Origin of the sequence: Burkholderia sp. Bp9099, from assembly GCF_003857805.1 — a bacterium.
GTDB lineage: Bacteria > Pseudomonadota > Gammaproteobacteria > Burkholderiales > Burkholderiaceae > Burkholderia.
The window spans coordinates 146,452-162,050 of sequence record NZ_QTPU01000013.1 but is presented as its reverse complement, the minus strand read 5'-3'; the positions used below and the strand labels follow the sequence as shown (position 1 = coordinate 162,050).

The window sequence follows — 15,599 nt, the reverse complement described above, 5'->3', positions numbered from 1 at the left end:
GGCTCGCCGGGGGGCTGGAAGCGGATCGCAACCGGCGTGGACGACATCAACACAAGACGAGAATGACGATGAACAAGCAAAAGACGATCGGGACGGCATCGAAGATGCTGCTTGCATGGGGCTTGCCGGCGCTTGCCGGCGTATCGCTGAGCGGCGTGGCGTACGCCGACGACGCGGCCCCCGCACCGCTGACGGTCGCGCAGGCGGCGCCGTCCGCCGGCGCAGGCACGTCGGTTGCGCAGGCAACGACCCCGAACGCCATTATCAACGCCGAGGCGACCCAGGCCGTCACGCCGCCCGACGAGCCTTCGGCACAGTCGAAGTCGAACGGCTTCATTGCCGACAGCCACCTGAATTTCCTGTTCCGCAACTATGCGGACACGCTCGACAACAAGGGCGGCCCGCACCGTCACGCGTGGGTCCAGGGCGCGATGGCGAACTTCGAGTCGGGCTACACGACCGGCCTGATCGGCATCGGCTTCGACGCGTCGTTGTATGCGGCGCTGAAGCTCGACGGCGGTGCCGGCGCGGGCAGCATGGTGCACATCGCGAAGGGCGGCGGCGGTTCGAACCAGCTCGCATGGGCCTATCCGGGCATCTACGACGTGAAGGCGCGCATCTCGAACACGGTGGTCAAGTACGGGCTGCAGGCCGTCGACAACCCGTTCATGGAACAGCACGACAACCGCGCGCTGCCGCCGACGTTCCTCGGCGCGACGATCGTCAGCAACGAATTCAAGAACGTGATGCTCGAGGCCGGCAGCTTCACGAAGACCGATGCGCGCGGCCACACGACGCTCACCAACCTCACGACGCAATACGGCGGCACGCGCATCAATCGCCTGACCTACGTCGGCGGCACGTGGGACTATTCGCCGGACGGCGAAGTCGCGCTGTACGCCAACCAGGCCGACGACGTGTGGCACCAGTACTACGCGTCGGTGAAGCACAGCATCGGCGATACGAAGTCGATCAAGTGGACCGGCTTTGGTAACGTTTACTCGACGCACGACACGGGCGACGCGCTGCAGGGCAAGATCAACAACAACGCGTACAGCCTGTCGGTGGCTGCGCAGCACGGCCCGCACGAACTGCTGCTCGGTTATCAGCAGGTGCTCGGCGACCAGTTCTTCGACTACCTGAACGAAACGAACGGCATCTTCCTGACCAACTCGATGGACGTCGACTACAACGCGCCGCACGAAAAGTCGCTGCAGCTGCGTTACACGTTCTACGGCAAGGAAGCGGGCCTGCCGGGCTTCAAGGCGATGGTCTGGGGCGTGACGGGCTGGGGCGCGGACGGCAGCGCAGGGGCTGCGAACGATCCGAGCAAGTCGAGCATCTACTGGAGCAACGGCGCGCCGGTGCAGGGCCGTCACCACGAGTTCGGCTTCATCCCGTCGTACACGTTCCAGAGCGGCAAGCTGAAGGACACGAAGGTCACGTTCATCGCGATGTGGCACACCGGTTCCACGCATACCGCGGACGCGACCAACAAGGAATACCGCCTGGTCGTGAACGTGCCGCTGCACGCGTTCTGATCGAAGGGGGGACGCAACGTCCCCTTCAGTCGTTTTCGTCTCGCGCGGCCGGCCTGCGACCCGTTCGATCAGGCCGGCTTGTGCAACCCCGCCACCGGATCGTTCGCGGCGGGCATGTCCTCCACCAGCGACGTGAGCTGGCGGCCCGTGTCGCGCCAGGCGTCGAGGCCGCCGCGCAGCGGCAGCGCATCGGTGAAGCCTGCGTCGAGCAGGCGCTTGGCCATCAGCGCGGCCGTCACTTCGTTCGGGCACGAGCAATACACGACGAACTTCTGTGAGAACGGATAGCGCGCGACGATGTCCTCGATGTGCCGTTCGTCCGCGAACTGCGCGCCGGGAATCGTGAACGGGTCGAGCTTGCGGTGTTCGGGCGAACGCACGTCGAGCACCACCGGCGCGGCCGCATCGCGCAGCAGTTCTTCGAGCTCGTCGACGCCGATCCGCGCAGTCGCGAGCTGGCGGATCAGCGCGCGGCGGCGCATCCAGCGCACGGCCGCGTAGACGGCCAGCAGTGCGACGATCACCAGCAGTACCGCGCGGCCGAGCCGGCTCGCGCCGGCGAACAGCCAGTCGATCTGCCGATAGAACACGAGCCCCGCGAGGAGGCCGACGATCGTCCACAGCGCGGCGCCGAGCGCATCGTAGCCGGCGAACGTGCGATAGCGCGTGCCGAGCGCGCCGGCCATCGGCACCGACACGAGCGACAGCCCGGGAATGAAGCGGGCGACCGCGAGCACGCGCACGCCGTAGCGGCCGAAGAATCGTTCGGTCTTCTTCACGCAGGTGTCGCGCGACAGCGACAGCCGGCAGATCGTCTTCAGCGTCGTGCCGCCGTAGCGCCGCCCGGCGACGTACCACACGGTGTCGCCGATCAGCGCGCCGAGCACCGACAGCGCCAGCACCGTCAGGAGCTGCGAGCCGATCATCGCCGGATTCATCGCGGCCATCGCGCCGAACAGCACGAGCGTCGGCATCGCCGGTACGGGCAGGCCGATGGCCGCCGCGAGCACGTTGGCGAAGACGAGAAGCGGCCCGTATTGGGCGACGAGGTCACGGAGCATGACGGCTGGCCGAAAAGGAAGCGCGTGTGGAAGGTACGAAGATGGGCCGATTATCGGCCATTTTCAAGCGGACGGCGGGGAATGACGCAAAGCGCCTGACGGCGGCAGGGTGATGCGGGCGGATCGGTGAGCCGGTGCGTTGTGCGCGGCTCACCGGTCGACATCACGAAGGGGTAGGGGTGCGGACGAGCGAGGCGGCGCCGTGGTTTTCGCCAGGCAGTTCGGCGCCGTGCGAGCGGATCGCCGCGATCAGCTCGGCCGGCGTGATCTCGTAGCGAACCTCGCGGTGAATGCCGGGCTTGCGCTCGTCGATGTCGATCAGCAGCACGCTCTTGCCGTCGTCGGTCGATTCGAGCCGGAGCGAGCGCAGTTCGCGGCCGTCGGCCGGGTCATGTTCGGTGAGCAGGGTCATTGCCCCGGATGAGCCGGTAGTGCGCATCGAACCTATCCTCGTATCGTGTGTGCCAGGTTGGCGAAGATGTCGTTGTTGAATGCAGCTTGACGAAGTTTAACGCGAATGGGCCACAACACGGAGCATTTTCGTGGTCCCTGAATGAGGGCTGCACCGGCCATCCTTCTGATGTTTGAGCCGCGCCGGGCGGGCGTTTTGGCCGGATCGGACCGATCCGCGCCCGGCGCCCGGCCGGTGCGCGGCCGGGAGGCGCGGGTGCCGTCAGAAGCGGTCGGCGAGGCCCATCGCCGGGTCGCTGACCGAGTGGCGGCCCGTTTCGACGCGGCCGGCCATGCGGCGGGAGAAGCTGGCGTCGCTGTCGGTGGTGACGACGAAGTCGTACCAGTGGCCGGTCGAGTCGAACTGCCAGTGCAGCTCCGACTGGCCGCCGGCGCGCACCGTGACTGTCCACGTCGTGCCGGCGTCGCTGCCGTGCCCGCGACCCTGGCTGATGCCGTCCTCGTTGCCGTGGCCGCGCTCGTCGTTCGCACCGCGGCCGGACAGGCCGTACACCTTGTCCGACTTCACCGTGAAGCGCACCTTGCCGCCGCCGTCGTTGCGCAGCCGCAGCCGCAGCCGCAGATGCAGGGTGCCGCTCGCGCCCGCGTAGCCGACCCGGATCTCCGGATGCGACGCGCGCGCCGGCCAGCCGGGCCAGGTCGCCGGTGAAGCGGCGGTGATAGCCGTTCGGGCCGAGCACCCACAGGTCATATTTACCGTCGTCGGCGGCGAGCGCCGCCCAGCCGCCGCGGCTCCACGGCGACACGACCCACATCGGCACGCGCGGGCCCGGGCCGTACGGACGGCCGTCGGCCGCGGGCTGGCTCGACGTGGCCGGCGTGAAGTCGTGGTACTCGACGGCGACGTCGGCGTCCGCGAGCGAGCCGTCCGCGTTGCGCGGCCGGCACATGCGGGCCCGGCGAGTGCCGGGCAGGGCGCGGCCAGTCTAGGGAGCGCAGATGACGTCGGCGTGATGTGGAAATGACAGGGTGTGTCGCTTTTATGACGTTGCGTGTACAACTAATCTGCGACGCGCGGGGAAGACGTCGGAGTGGTCGAAAATTACCGATTGCGCTTGGCGACAACGGTCGGGAATTGCCGATTTCGTGAAGCTGGCGTTACGCGATGTGGTTGTGCGTGCAACGGCATCGTGTCGTGCGGCAACCATGTTTCATCGGCGTGAAATCGGATAAGCTCGATGCGTTGTTGCATACGCGCGGCAACATGCCCCGGCCCGATACCTTCGACTCCATCCAGTCATGACCGATATCACGATCCGGCACAGCGAGACGCACGACGTCGACGCGATCCGGCACATCATCGCGCACCCCGCGGTGTACATGAACACGCTCCAGCATCCGTTTCCGTCGCACGAGAAATGGCAGCAGCGGCTCGAACGCCTGCGCGAACAGGGCGTGAGCCTCGTCGCCGAACTCGACGGCGCGGTGGTCGGCCATCTCGGGCTGCATCCGGAGCAGAACCCGCGCCGGCGTCATGCCGCGTCGCTCGGGATGATGGTCGATGCGTCGCATCACGGGCGCGGCATCGGAAGCCGGCTCCTGGCCGCCGCCATCGAACTCGCCGAAAACTGGCTGAACATCACGCGTCTCGAATTGACGGTGTTCGTCGACAACCCGGCGGCGATCGCACTGTACGAAAAGCACGGCTTCCGGATAGAAGGCGAGGCGCCGGACTATGCGCTGCGCGACGGTGCGTATGCATCGGTGTTTCAGATGGCGCGGATCAAGGGGCGGCAGTGATGGACGCGTGCTGAAGCGCGTGCGGGCCGGCGCGTCGTTGCATCGGCCGCGGCATGTGCATGTATTGGCCATGCCGTGCGCCTTGTCGTACCTGCCTCCGTGTACCCGATCGCGTGCAGCGACCGACGGCAGTCAATGCAGCGCCGCATGCAGCGCAGTGAGTGGTCGCGTCGACCGCCCAGGCGCGCACGTCGGCGACGTCACGCTTCATATCCATTCGAGAATTCGTTCGTTTTCAACCGGCGGCGAGAATCGTATCGTCAAATGATTTGCCGGTCGCCGTGGTTGTCGCGGTTGGTACGGCTGCGCGGTGTGCGCATGCAGCGGCCGGTCTGGGCCTTTCGCATCGATGCCTGCGTGATCCCTACGCGATGCCCACGGCCGATGCCGGCATGCGTCGTGCCATCCGTCGATGCCCTTCGTTGTTGCATCGCTTCGTCGTGTTTTCGCTTCGCCGTTTCGTGCGCAAGGGCCGGCCATCGCAGCGTACCGGTTCCGCCGTCGCGCGACGCCGCTATCCGCAACCGTCTCTTTCAACGGAACCCGCCTTGATGAAAACCGTCCTCCGTAACCTGACTGCAGCCTGCCTGTTCGCCGCCGCGGGTGCGGCGTTTGCCACCAACGCGCCGCAGGGCGCTCCCGTATCGGGCCCGTCGAGCGGCGGCGCGCATCTGCCGCCCGGCATCGCTTGGCAGCAGGGCGACGTCGATGCCGCGTTCGCGCTCGCCAAGCGCACCGGCAAGCCGCTGCTGCTGTACTGGGGTGCCGTATGGTGCCCGTCGTGCAACCAGGTGAAGTCGACGATCTTCAGCCAGCACGCATTCAAGGCTCGCTCGTCGTTCTTCGTGCCCGTGTATCTCGACGGCGATACCGAAAGCGCGCAGAAGCTCGGCGAGCGCTTCAAGGTGCACGGCTATCCGACGATGATCCTGTTCCGTCCGGACGGCACCGAAGTGACGCGGCTGCCGGGCGAGGCCGATCTCGAGCGCTACATGCAGGCGCTGTCGCTCGGGATGACGGCCGCGCATCCGGTGCGGCAGACGCTCTCGACCGCGCTGAACAACGGCGCGGCGCTGACGCCGGCCGAATGGCATCTGCTGGCCGACTATTCCTGGGACACCGACGGCGCGCTGCCGGTGCCGGCCGATCGTGTCGCGCTGACGCTGCAGACGCTGTCGCAACGTGCGCGTGCCGCCGGCGCGAAGGCGGACGCCGCGCGCTTCGCGCTGAAGTCGGCGGTGGTGGCGGCATCGGACGATCCAGCACAGGCCGGCGCGCTCGACAAGGCGGCGCTCGCCGACGCGCTGCGCGCGGTGCTGCGCGAACCGGCGCTGGCGCGGGCGGATTCGGACGTGCTGGTCGCGGCGCCCGCGCGCGTGGTCGTATACCTCGGCGGCGACGCCGCGCAGCGCACGACGCTGCGCGACGCGTACGACACGGCGCTCGCGCGCCTGTCGACCGATTCGACGCTGTCGTCGATCGACCGGCTGATGGCGCTGCACGGCCGCGTGCTGCTCGCGCGCAACGACGCGCACGCCGGCGCGCCGCTCGCCCCGCCGGCGCTGGTCGATACCGCGCGCAAGCAGATCGCCGCATCGGTGCAGGGCGCCGCGAACGCGTACGAGCGGCAGGCGCTCGTCAGCGAAGCGGCGGACACGCTGACCGACGCGGGGCTGTACGACGAATCCGACGTCTTGCTGAAGGCCGAGTTGCCGCGTTCGGCGACGCCGTACTACTTCATGTCGGGGTTGGCCGCGAATGCGAAGGCGCGCGGCGACAAGGCCGCGGCGCTCGACTGGTACCGCAAGGCATACGACTCGGCGAGCGGACCGGCGACCAAGCTGCGCTGGGGCGCGACCTATTTCGCGAATGCGGTCGCGCTGGCGCCGGACGATTCGGCGCGGATAGAAGCGATCGCCGCGAGCGTGCTCGCGCAGGCCGGCAAGACCAAGGATGCGTTTTATGGGGCGAACCTGCGCGCGCTGACCAAGGTCGTCACGCGGCTGAATCGCTGGCGCGGCGGCGGCGCGCACGATGCGTCGGTCAGGTCGGTCGTGAAGCAGTTCGACGGAGTGTGCGCGAAGCTGCCGGCGGGCGATCCGCAGGCAGCGGCATGCGCGAAACTGATCGAGCCGGTGAAGGCGTGACGGCTCGCGACGGAGCGGTCGGGCGGGACGGCCGCGTCGTTGCGGCGATTACCGGGCCGACTCCGCTGATGCACCGCGGTCGTTGTCATATCCGGCACCTTGCTGGCGGGCGATCTTCGCTTCGGCGGAAACGATGCTGGCCGGATAGAACCAGTCGCTCGGCTGGAAGCCAGCCTGCTTGAGCGCCTTCACTTCGGCGCTGACCTGCGCGCGCGTGAGCGGCGGGTTCGACTGCGCTTGCGCGGCGAGCGGGGCGGATATAGCCAGGGCAACGGCAACTGCGTGAATCAGGCGCTTCATGATCGTGACCTCCATGTTTCCAGCTGGGCGGCCGGACTTCGTTTGACGAAGCGGCGGCGGTTGAAAGCAGTGTAGGCCCGACCACGCGCGGGAAAAATGCGATCGCTCCCAACGCAGTGTTCTGCTGCCGGAAACAATGAACGGTGGAGCGGACGGCGCCGGATGGCGGCGCGTGACGGGCGACAGGTCGTCAGGTCTGCACCGCAATATGGCGTCGAGCGGTTCCGGTCGGCCGGGGACGAAGTGGCGGATGCGAATCCCGGCGATCCGTGCTGGTTTGCAAGCGGAGGTGTCGGGAAGGTGCGGCGCGTCGCGACAAGCATCGCGCCGTGGTGCCGCTGCGGCAATGCCGGACCGGTCGAACAGCCAGGAACACGCGGAGGGAGGAAGGCGCGCCGGCCGCGTCGATGCGGCCGGCAGGGTTGGGCGGCGCTCGGAACGCCGCCCGATGCGGGCGCTTACACGAGGCCCGTCGTGTAGTACACGGCGATCACGAAGAACACCGCGAGCGTCTTGATCACGGTGACCGCGAAGATGTCGCGATACGACTCGCGGTGCGTGAGGCCCGTGACCGCGAGCAGCGTGATGACGGCGCCGTTGTGCGGCAGCGTGTCCATGCCGCCGCTGGCCATCGCGACGACCCGGTGCAGCACCTCCATCGGAATGTTGGCGGCCTGCGCGCCCTTGATGAACAGGTCCGACATCGCGGCGAGCGCGATGCTCATGCCGCCCGACGCCGACCCGGTGATGCCTGCGAGCGAGCTGACCGACACGGCCGCGTTCACGAGCGGGTTCGGAATGCTCTTCAGCGCGTCGCTGACGACGAGGAAGCCCGGCAGCGCGGCGATCACGCCACCGAAACCGTATTCCGACGCGGTATTCATCGCGGCGAGCAGCGCCCCGCCGACGGCGGCCTTCGAACCGGCCGCGAAGCGGTCGCTGACGCGCTTGAACGCGGTCAGGACGACCAGCACGATGCCGAGCAGCAGCGCGGCCTCGACCGACCAGATCGCGACGACGGTCTTGATCGACGTCGTGACCGGCGTGTGCACGCCGGGCAGCACGTCCGGCGCGACCGTGTACGACGCAGCGCCGTACCACTGCGGAATCAGCTTCGTGAACGTGAAGTTCGACGCGCCGACGAGGAGCAGCGGCAGGATCGCCAGCGCCGGATTCGGCAGTGCCGTCGCTTCGACGCGCTCCGGCTCGTTGACGAGCGACGTGCCGTAGCCTTCGCCCTTCGCCATCGCCGAACGGCGGCGCCATTCCAGGTACGCGAGGCCGACGACGATGATGAACAGCGAGCCGATCGTGCCGAGTGCGGGTGCGGCCCAGGCGGTCGTCTTGAAGAACGTGGTCGGGATGATGTTCTGGATCTGCGGCGTGCCGGGCAGCGAGTCCATCGTGAACGAGAACGCGCCGAGCGCGATCGCGCCGGGCATCAGCCGTTTCGGAATGTTGCTCTGGCGATAGAGCTCGGCCGCGAACGGGTACACCGCGAACACCACGACGAACAGCGAAACGCCGCCATAGGTGAGCAGCGCGCACACCGCGACGATCACCGCATTCGCGCGCGAGCGGCCGATGTAGCGGATCGCGGCGTGCACGATCGACTCGGAGAACCCGGACAGTTCGATCACCTTGCCGAACACGGCGCCGAGCATGAATACCGGGAAATACAGTTTGACGAAGCCGACCATCTTCTCCATGAAGATGCCGGAGAAGACCGGTGCGACGGCGGCGGGTTCGATCAGCAGGACTGCGCCGAGCGCGGCGATCGGCGCGAACAGGATCACGCTGTAGCCGCGATACGCGGCGAACATCAGGAACGCCAGCGCGGCGAGGACGATCACGAAAGACAAGGGAGTCTCCTAATAGCTTGGAATGGCTTTGGTTGTTGTTCGATCGCGGAGCGCGCCGCGGACCGGCCCAGGTTCTTGCAGATTTCGTGCCATCGGCCGCATTGCGCCGCCGGACATGGGTCCGGGGCAGGCCGGCGGGCCCGCGCCGGCCAATGTCTGAAGATTCTACATAAATCGTCTCCATCCGGAGACGCTTTGGCCGTCGGGACAGCCCATCGAATCGGGCAGGGCTTTCCCGGACAAGGCATTCCGGCGTGTCTCCAAAATGAGATACTGCGTCCCGTTCCGGAGACATCCGGCCAAGCATATGCGGAGACGACGACACGATGATGAACGACTGGGCGCGCCTGCCCGTCAATTACGGCGACGTGCTGCTGCGCGCCGCCGAGTCGCTGTTTCGGACCTTCGAGGATTCGAGTGCGGGCACGGTGGTCGTCGATCGCGACGCGCGCGTCGTGTGGATGAACGAGCGTTATGCGGCGCGCTTCGGGTTCGCCGATCCGCAGCAGGCAGTCGGCCTCGACTGCGAGGCGGTGATTCCGAACAGCCTGATGCGCGAGGTCGTGTCGACCGGACAGCCGATCCTGCTCGACATCATGGAGACGGGCCGCGAGCCGCTCGTCGTCACGCGCCTGCCGTTGAAGAACGAGGCGGGCGAGACGGTCGGCGCGATCGGCTTCGCGCTGTTCGACCAGTTGAAGACGCTCACACCGATCTTTTCCCGTTACGCGCAGCTTCAGCAGCAACTGATCGCGACACAGCGTTCGCTCGCGCAGGCGCGCCGCGCGAAATACACGTTCGCGAGCTTCGTCGGCACGAGCGCCGCAAGCCTCGAAACCAAGCGGCAGGCGCGGCGCGCGGCACAGGTCGATTCGCCGGTGCTGCTGCTCGGCGAGACGGGGACCGGCAAGGAACTGCTCGCGCATGCGATCCACGCGGCGTCGGCGCGCGCGCTCCAGCCGCTCGTGACCGTCAACGTCGCGGCGATTCCCGACACGCTGCTCGAAACCGAATTCTTCGGCGCGGCGCCGGGCGCGTATACCGGCGCCGACCGCAAGGGACGCGTCGGCAAGTTCGAACTGGCCGATCGCGGCACGCTGTTTCTCGACGAGATCGGCGACATGCCGTTGCCGCTGCAGGGCAAGCTGCTGCGTGTGCTGCAGGACAAGGAGTTCGAACCGGTCGGCTCGAACCGGATCGTGCGCGCCGACGTGCGGATCATCGCCGCGACGTCGGCCGACCTGCCGGCGCTGGTCGAGGCCGGCCGCTTTCGCGCGGATCTCTATTACCGGCTCAACGTGCTGACGATTCACGCGCCGCCCTTGCGCGAGCGCGCGTCCGACATCGCGGCGCTCGTCTATGCGACGCTCGAGGAACTCGCCGCGCAGCACGGCCGTGCCGCGCACTGCGAACTGACCGACGATGCGCTGCGGATGCTGTGCGCGTACCCGTGGCCCGGCAATGTGCGCGAGTTGCGCAACACGCTCGAGCGCGCGCTGATGCTGTCGGATCGCTCGGTGATCGATGCGGGTGCGCTCGCGCCGTTCCTCGGGCCGGTGCGCGTGGCGCCGGACAGCGTGCCGGCGGGCACGCGGGCTGTTCCGTTGCCGCTCGGCCGAGACGCGGGCGACGCATCGGGTGCCGCCGGTGTGCCGGTCGTTTCGTATGCCGATGCATTGGCCGCGTGGGAGCGCCAGTTCCTGATCGACGCGCTCGCGGCCTGTGACGGGAAGGTCGTGGAAGCGGCCGCCCGCATCGGCATTGGCCGGGCGACGCTCTACAAGAAACTCGCGGCGCTCGGGATCGAGCGGTAGCAAGCGGTGGCCGATGCGCCCGGACATGACGAACGGCACCGGTGATGTGCCTGACAGGAGACAACGATGAAGCGAATCGGCATGGCCGGATGGCTGGCCATCCTGGCGGCGACGTCCTCGTTCGCTCAGGCGGCCGACGAGGATTCGCCTGCGGTGCGGCGCAACTGGTACAACGATCCGTTCGTCGCGTTGTCGCGGGGCTTCGCGGAATGCCCGCTGCCGCTCGGCCCGTGGATGACGCGTGCCGAGATGACGGACGACGCGCATTACCGCGCCGAGCGCGGGACCACCTGCTGGCTCGCTCACCGCTGCACGAAACCGAATTCCTATATGTATGACGCGCCGATCGCCGAGGCGGCGAAAGCGCATTTCGCGGGCACCGATCGTCTGCAGGGCACGAGCCTGTGGATCACCGTGCAGCGGCGCTTCATCTATGTCGAAGGGTGCGCCGATCCGGCATTCGATCGGGAGGCGCTGGCGCGCGAACTCGGCGCGCTCCCCGACGTCGAGCAGGTGTTCGTTCGCATCACCGACGATCCGCACCGGGCCGTGCCGTACAAGACGCGGGGACGCCCGGACCGGACGCCGGACCGAGCGCGGGACTGAACGTGTGACGACGGTGCGTGGCATACTCGCGGCATTCAAAAATCGGTTGACGGAAAGAACAATGAATCACATGCTTGCGTCGGTCTGTCGGTGGCCTCGAACGCATTGGCGTCGGGCCGGATTGTTGGCCCTGGTTGCGGGGCTCGGCGGCTGCGGCGGTGGGGCGCCGCTGTTCACTTCTGACGGGCGCCCGACTACGCAGGTGCAGTGCACCGGCAGCGACTGGAGCAATTGCACGGACAATGCCCGCGCCATCTGCAATGGGGAATACGACGTCCTCCAGCAATCGACCGATGACGCCGTGCGAAATCTTCTCTTCGCATGCAAGAGGAAAAGCGGCTATTGATCCCGATATGCCTGGATAAGGAGACCATAAGCGGGTGAAGCGCTTTTCCATTCGCTTGGAGTCGGCTATTTTTCATGAATAACACTCACGGAGTCCCATCCAATATGGCGACCTACAGGCAACTGACAGCGCAGCTCGAAAGACTTCAGCAAAAGATCGACAAGGAACGCGAAAAGGCGATTGCCGATGCGATTGCCGCCATTCGGGCGAAAATCGAGGAGTTCGACATTACCGCGGAAGAGCTCGGTTTCCGGCCGATCGGCGCTGCTGCCGCCGCGAAACCGAAGCGTCCGTTGCCGCCGAAGTACCTGAATCCGAAGACGGGCGAAACGTGGAGTGGCCGCGGGCGTGCGCCGGCATGGCTCGGCAAGAACCGCGCGCGTTTCCTGATCAAGGACTGACTCCCGAAAATCCTCACCTTTCGTGCGCTGACTGACGGTGCGAACGGCCATGCGGCCGTCGCACCGTTTTGTTTTTGGGTGGCGACAGCACGACTTGAAACCGCGAATTGAACGCCAATGCCGCGCGATTGACGGATCCCGTTTTGCGAATTCACCGCGATTCGACCGGATATCGCCGCGAATTCCGGTAAACAACCCTGCAATTACGCGGCATGCGTGCATTGGTGTTGTCGATCGCCGCGGTGCTGATGTATCGCCGATTGCCTTCACCTCTCGCGCATTGGCGCATTGCGCCGTGCAATTCCCGAACTTGCTCACCATGGTTCCTGTAAATCCTCACCTTTGAAGTGACGGCCGAATGACCGCATCGTGTCGCCTTCGCCCATTCCGTCGTGCGAAGGCGTCGGCGACCGGCCCATGTTGCGGGCATTGATGCGCGTCGCACAGTCGGCCGTTCGGCATATAGGCAGCCGCATCGGGTTCGCCTATGCTTGGAGTTCGCGTCGACCGGTGCACGGCCATCCGTGCCCGTGTGCCGGTCGGGTCGTCTTTCGTTACCGTATGGAGCCGATGTGACCGTCCGCCATCTCGATGCCTTGTTCCAGCCCAGGTCCGTCGCGGTCGTCGGTGCATCGTCGCGCGCGGGCAGTATCGGCGCGATGGTGTGGGCGCGCGTGCTCGACGGTGCGTTCGAGGGGCCCGTGTGGCCCGTCAATCCGAAGCATCGCGAGCTGAACGGGCACTCGGTCGTGGCCGACGTCGACCGGCTGCCAGCGCCGCCGTCGGTCGCCGTGATCTGCACGCCGCCTGTCACGTGGGCCGGCATCGTGCGCAAGCTCGGCGAGATCGGCACGCGCGTCGCGGTGATCGTCGGCGAGGCGCGCACCGACGCCGATCGCGCCGCGCTCGATCGCACGCTCAAGGCCGCGAAGCCGTTCGTGCTCCGAATCGTCGGGCCCGGCAGTCTCGGCGTGCTGTCGCCCGCGCGGCATGCGCATTTCGGCGCGCCGGCCTATACGGCACGATCGGGCGGCGTCGCGTGGGTGTCGCAATCGAACGCGCTGACGAACGCGGTACTCGGCTGGGCCGATGCGCGAGGCCTCGGTTTTTCGCATGTCGTCGCGCTGGGCCGTGAAGCCGATGTCGACGCGGGCGACGTGCTCGACTACCTCGCCAGCGATCCCGGCACGCGCGCGATCCTGCTGGAACTCGACACCGTGTGCGCCGCGCGCAAGTTCATGTCGGCTGCGCGGGCAGCGGCGCGCAACAAGCCGGTGCTCGCGCTGCGCACCGGGCGCGCCGATCCCGGCGACGCGCTTTACACGGCGGCGTTCCAGCGCGCGGGGTTGGTGCGTGTCGATGCGCTCGACGATCTGCTCGACGAGATCGAGACGCTCGGCGTCGGGCGCGTCACCGCGCGTGGCGCGGCGACGCTCGTGACGAGCGACGCAGGCGTCGCGAAACTCGCGGTCGATGCGGTCGCGGAGGTGCGCGACGTGCTGGCCGACTGGCCCGCGGCGGCCACGTCGGCGGTCGCGGCCGCGCTGCCGCATCTGGCCGCGCCCGGCAATCCGCTGACGCTCGGCGACGATGCGCGTCCCGAACATTTCGGCGCCGCCATCAAGGCGCTCGCGCCGTTTCCGCAAACGGGCACGCTGTTCGTCGTGCATTCGACGTCTCACAGCGCGCCGGCCGACGCGGTCGCGCGTACGCTGATCGAGTCGCGGCAGTACGCGTACCGCGGCATCCTCGCGTGTTTCTTCGGCGCGGTCGACGCGGCGACGCGCGACGCGCTGCACGCGAACGGCATTCCCGTGCACACCACGCCGCAGCGGCTTGCGCGCGCATACGCACGGCTCGTCGACTACAACCTCGGGCGGCAGTTGCTGATGCAGACGCCCGAGGGCACGCCGCCGCAGCCGGCTGAATGCGTTGCGTCCGCGCAGGCCGAGGCGCGACGGATGGTCGAGGCCGGCGAGCATGAACTGGCCGGCGAAGCGGCGTTGCATTGGCTCTCCCACTTCGGCCTGCACGGCGAGCCGGCCGATTCACCGGCCGACGAATCGGCCGACGAATCGGCCGGCGCCAGAATCGTCGACGTCACGGTCGACATGTACGACGATTCGAACTTCGGCCCGGTGTTCCGTTATGCCGTGCCGCCGGCGGATGGCGTATCGGCGCCGTTCGTCGTGTACGGGCTGCCGCCGTTGAATACGGTGCTCGCCCGCGCGGTGATGGAGCGTTCGCCATATGCGCGCCGCACGCCCGTCGAACCCACGCTCGATGCGCTGACGGCACTGTCGCAAGTCGTTTGCGACGTGCGCGAAGTCGTCGCGATGTCGGTCACGCTGCGCGTGCTGTCCGATCGGGCATACGTGGTCGCGCCGCGCATCACGGTGGCGGCCGGGCGCAGCCGGCTCGCGATCATGCCGTATCCGCGCCATCTCGAGCAGACGCTCGAATGGCGCGGCGAGACCGTGACGATCCGTCCGATCCGTCCGGAAGACGAGGAAGCACACAACGAACTGCTCGGCGCGATGACGCCGGACGATCTGCGGATGCGGTTCTTCGGCGCGGTGCGCAGCTTCGATCATTCGCAAGTCGCGCGCATGACGCAGATCGACTACGACCGCGAGATGGCTTTCATCGTGTCGTTCACCGACGTGTCGGGCCGGTCGCACACGCTCGCGGTGGCGCGTGCGGTTACCGATCCCGACAACGAGACGGCGGAGTTCGCGATCGCCGTGCGGCCCGATCAGAAGGGCAAGGGGCTCGGGCGGCTGATGATGACCCGCATCATCGACTATGCACGCTCGCGCGGCACCGGATGGATGATCGGCGAGGCGCTGCGCGAGAACACCGCGATGATCTCGCTGGCGAAGGCGTGCGGCTTCGCCGTGTCGACGACGGAGGAACCCGGCGTGGTGGGGTTCAGGATGAAGCTGCAACCGTAATCGCGTGGGTGAGCATGCTCGCACGTCCGGCGGCATCGTGCAGAGTCGGTACGGCATGCATGATGTCGATGGTGTACAGGCACTGCCGAGCGAATTCGTCGACGTTCGGCATGCCGATCGTTCGACTGGTTCGCTCGATTGCGCGGATCGGTACGACAGTCGCTCGGTGACCGGCGGGAAACGGCGAACGCGTCGAGTCACGGCATCCGCGGCGGGCGCGTTGCTTGTGCCGATGACCTCCGCGTATCACCGGTTCCGGGGTGTCATGGTCGAGCGCATGAACGCCGGCATTTCGCATGCGCAGGATCGGAAACAGAGCAAAGGTGAGACTTTTCGGGAGCCACGAGTGAGCTTTT

The 15,599-nt window shown here is 67.3% G+C and carries 12 protein-coding genes and 1 pseudogene; 8 read left to right on the top strand and 5 right to left on the bottom strand.

Features of this window, described 5'->3' with window-relative positions; genetic code table 11:
• Positions 1–68: 68 nt before the first annotated feature.
• Complete coding sequence (locus DIE17_RS17090) at positions 69–1,541, top strand: OprD family porin (protein ID WP_044845036.1); 1,473 nt, start codon at positions 69–71, stop codon at positions 1,539–1,541.
• A 68-nt stretch (positions 1,542–1,609) separates the two neighbouring features.
• Here DIE17_RS17090 and DIE17_RS17085 read toward each other — a convergent pair whose 3' ends face one another.
• The 3 genes and pseudogenes from DIE17_RS17085 to DIE17_RS17070 all read right to left on the bottom strand — a co-directional run.
• Positions 1,610–2,602 (bottom strand): DedA family protein/thiosulfate sulfurtransferase GlpE, encoded by a 993-nt coding sequence (locus tag DIE17_RS17085; protein WP_044844995.1) that lies wholly within the window; start codon positions 2,600–2,602, stop codon positions 1,610–1,612.
• A 163-nt stretch (positions 2,603–2,765) separates the two neighbouring features.
• Complete coding sequence (locus DIE17_RS17075) at positions 2,766–3,041, bottom strand: hypothetical protein (RefSeq protein ID WP_044844996.1); 276 nt, start codon at positions 3,039–3,041, stop codon at positions 2,766–2,768.
• Positions 3,042–3,275: 234 nt separating this feature from the next.
• Positions 3,276–3,979 (bottom strand): annotated as a pseudogene (locus tag DIE17_RS17070) (phospholipase domain-containing protein); the annotation flags it as partial.
• A gap of 333 nt (positions 3,980–4,312) precedes the next feature.
• On the opposite strand from DIE17_RS17070, the gene DIE17_RS17065 reads away from it, so the two are divergent.
• Together DIE17_RS17065 and DIE17_RS17060 are read left to right on the top strand one after the other, a co-directional pair.
• The gene (locus DIE17_RS17065) at positions 4,313–4,813 is read left to right on the top strand and encodes a GNAT family N-acetyltransferase (RefSeq protein ID WP_124921176.1); all 501 of its coding nucleotides are present in this window, start codon (positions 4,313–4,315) and stop codon (positions 4,811–4,813) included.
• A 551-nt stretch (positions 4,814–5,364) separates the two neighbouring features.
• The gene (locus DIE17_RS17060) at positions 5,365–6,960 is read left to right on the top strand and encodes a thioredoxin family protein (RefSeq protein ID WP_124921175.1); all 1,596 of its coding nucleotides are present in this window, start codon (positions 5,365–5,367) and stop codon (positions 6,958–6,960) included.
• 48 nt (positions 6,961–7,008) lie between these two features.
• Here the strand turns inward: DIE17_RS17060 and DIE17_RS17055 are convergent, their stop codons facing one another.
• Both DIE17_RS17055 and DIE17_RS17050 read right to left on the bottom strand, forming a co-directional pair.
• Positions 7,009–7,260 (bottom strand): DUF4148 domain-containing protein, encoded by a 252-nt coding sequence (locus tag DIE17_RS17055; RefSeq protein WP_124921174.1) that lies wholly within the window; start codon positions 7,258–7,260, stop codon positions 7,009–7,011.
• Positions 7,261–7,718: 458 nt separating this feature from the next.
• Positions 7,719–9,122 (bottom strand): GntP family permease, encoded by a 1,404-nt coding sequence (locus DIE17_RS17050; protein ID WP_044845000.1) that lies wholly within the window; start codon positions 9,120–9,122, stop codon positions 7,719–7,721.
• Positions 9,123–9,448: 326 nt separating this feature from the next.
• Here DIE17_RS17050 and DIE17_RS17045 point away from each other — a divergent pair, with 326 nt between their 5' ends.
• The 5 genes from DIE17_RS17045 to DIE17_RS17025 all read left to right on the top strand — a co-directional run bounded on the left by DIE17_RS17045 (position 9,449) and on the right by DIE17_RS17025 (position 15,243).
• Entirely contained in the window at positions 9,449–10,936 is a 1,488-nt protein-coding gene (locus tag DIE17_RS17045; protein WP_124486052.1) for a sigma-54-dependent Fis family transcriptional regulator, read from the top strand.
• Positions 10,937–11,002: 66 nt separating this feature from the next.
• Positions 11,003–11,542, top strand: coding sequence for a BON domain-containing protein (locus tag DIE17_RS17040; RefSeq protein ID WP_124520091.1), 540 nt, complete (start codon positions 11,003–11,005; stop codon positions 11,540–11,542).
• A 61-nt stretch (positions 11,543–11,603) separates the two neighbouring features.
• Positions 11,604–11,888, top strand: coding sequence for a hypothetical protein (locus tag DIE17_RS37995; protein ID WP_235879175.1), 285 nt, complete (start codon positions 11,604–11,606; stop codon positions 11,886–11,888).
• Between the two features lie 104 nt (positions 11,889–11,992).
• Complete coding sequence (locus DIE17_RS17030; RefSeq protein ID WP_059467298.1) at positions 11,993–12,289, top strand: H-NS family nucleoid-associated regulatory protein; 297 nt, start codon at positions 11,993–11,995, stop codon at positions 12,287–12,289.
• 572 nt (positions 12,290–12,861) lie between these two features.
• Positions 12,862–15,243, top strand: a complete 2,382-nt coding sequence (locus DIE17_RS17025; protein ID WP_124486054.1) for a GNAT family N-acetyltransferase — start codon at positions 12,862–12,864, stop codon at positions 15,241–15,243.
• Positions 15,244–15,599: the final 356 nt, after the last annotated feature.

What these genes read in the sequence shown, in the direction of transcription:
- DIE17_RS17090 (WP_044845036.1), top strand. Translation starts at nt 69, where the DNA reads ATGAACAAGCAAAAGACGATCGGGACGGCATCGAAGATGCTGCTTGCA.
- DIE17_RS17085 (WP_044844995.1), bottom strand. Translation starts at nt 2,602, where the DNA reads ATGCTCCGTGACCTCGTCGCCCAATACGGGCCGCTTCTCGTCTTCGCC.
- DIE17_RS17075 (WP_044844996.1), bottom strand. Translation starts at nt 3,041, where the DNA reads ATGCGCACTACCGGCTCATCCGGGGCAATGACCCTGCTCACCGAACAT.
- DIE17_RS17065 (WP_124921176.1), top strand. Translation starts at nt 4,313, where the DNA reads ATGACCGATATCACGATCCGGCACAGCGAGACGCACGACGTCGACGCG.
- DIE17_RS17060 (WP_124921175.1), top strand. Translation starts at nt 5,365, where the DNA reads ATGAAAACCGTCCTCCGTAACCTGACTGCAGCCTGCCTGTTCGCCGCC.
- DIE17_RS17055 (WP_124921174.1), bottom strand. Translation starts at nt 7,260, where the DNA reads ATGAAGCGCCTGATTCACGCAGTTGCCGTTGCCCTGGCTATATCCGCC.
- DIE17_RS17045 (WP_124486052.1), top strand. Translation starts at nt 9,449, where the DNA reads ATGATGAACGACTGGGCGCGCCTGCCCGTCAATTACGGCGACGTGCTG.
- DIE17_RS17040 (WP_124520091.1), top strand. Translation starts at nt 11,003, where the DNA reads ATGAAGCGAATCGGCATGGCCGGATGGCTGGCCATCCTGGCGGCGACG.
- DIE17_RS37995 (WP_235879175.1), top strand. Translation starts at nt 11,604, where the DNA reads ATGAATCACATGCTTGCGTCGGTCTGTCGGTGGCCTCGAACGCATTGG.
- DIE17_RS17030 (WP_059467298.1), top strand. Translation starts at nt 11,993, where the DNA reads ATGGCGACCTACAGGCAACTGACAGCGCAGCTCGAAAGACTTCAGCAA.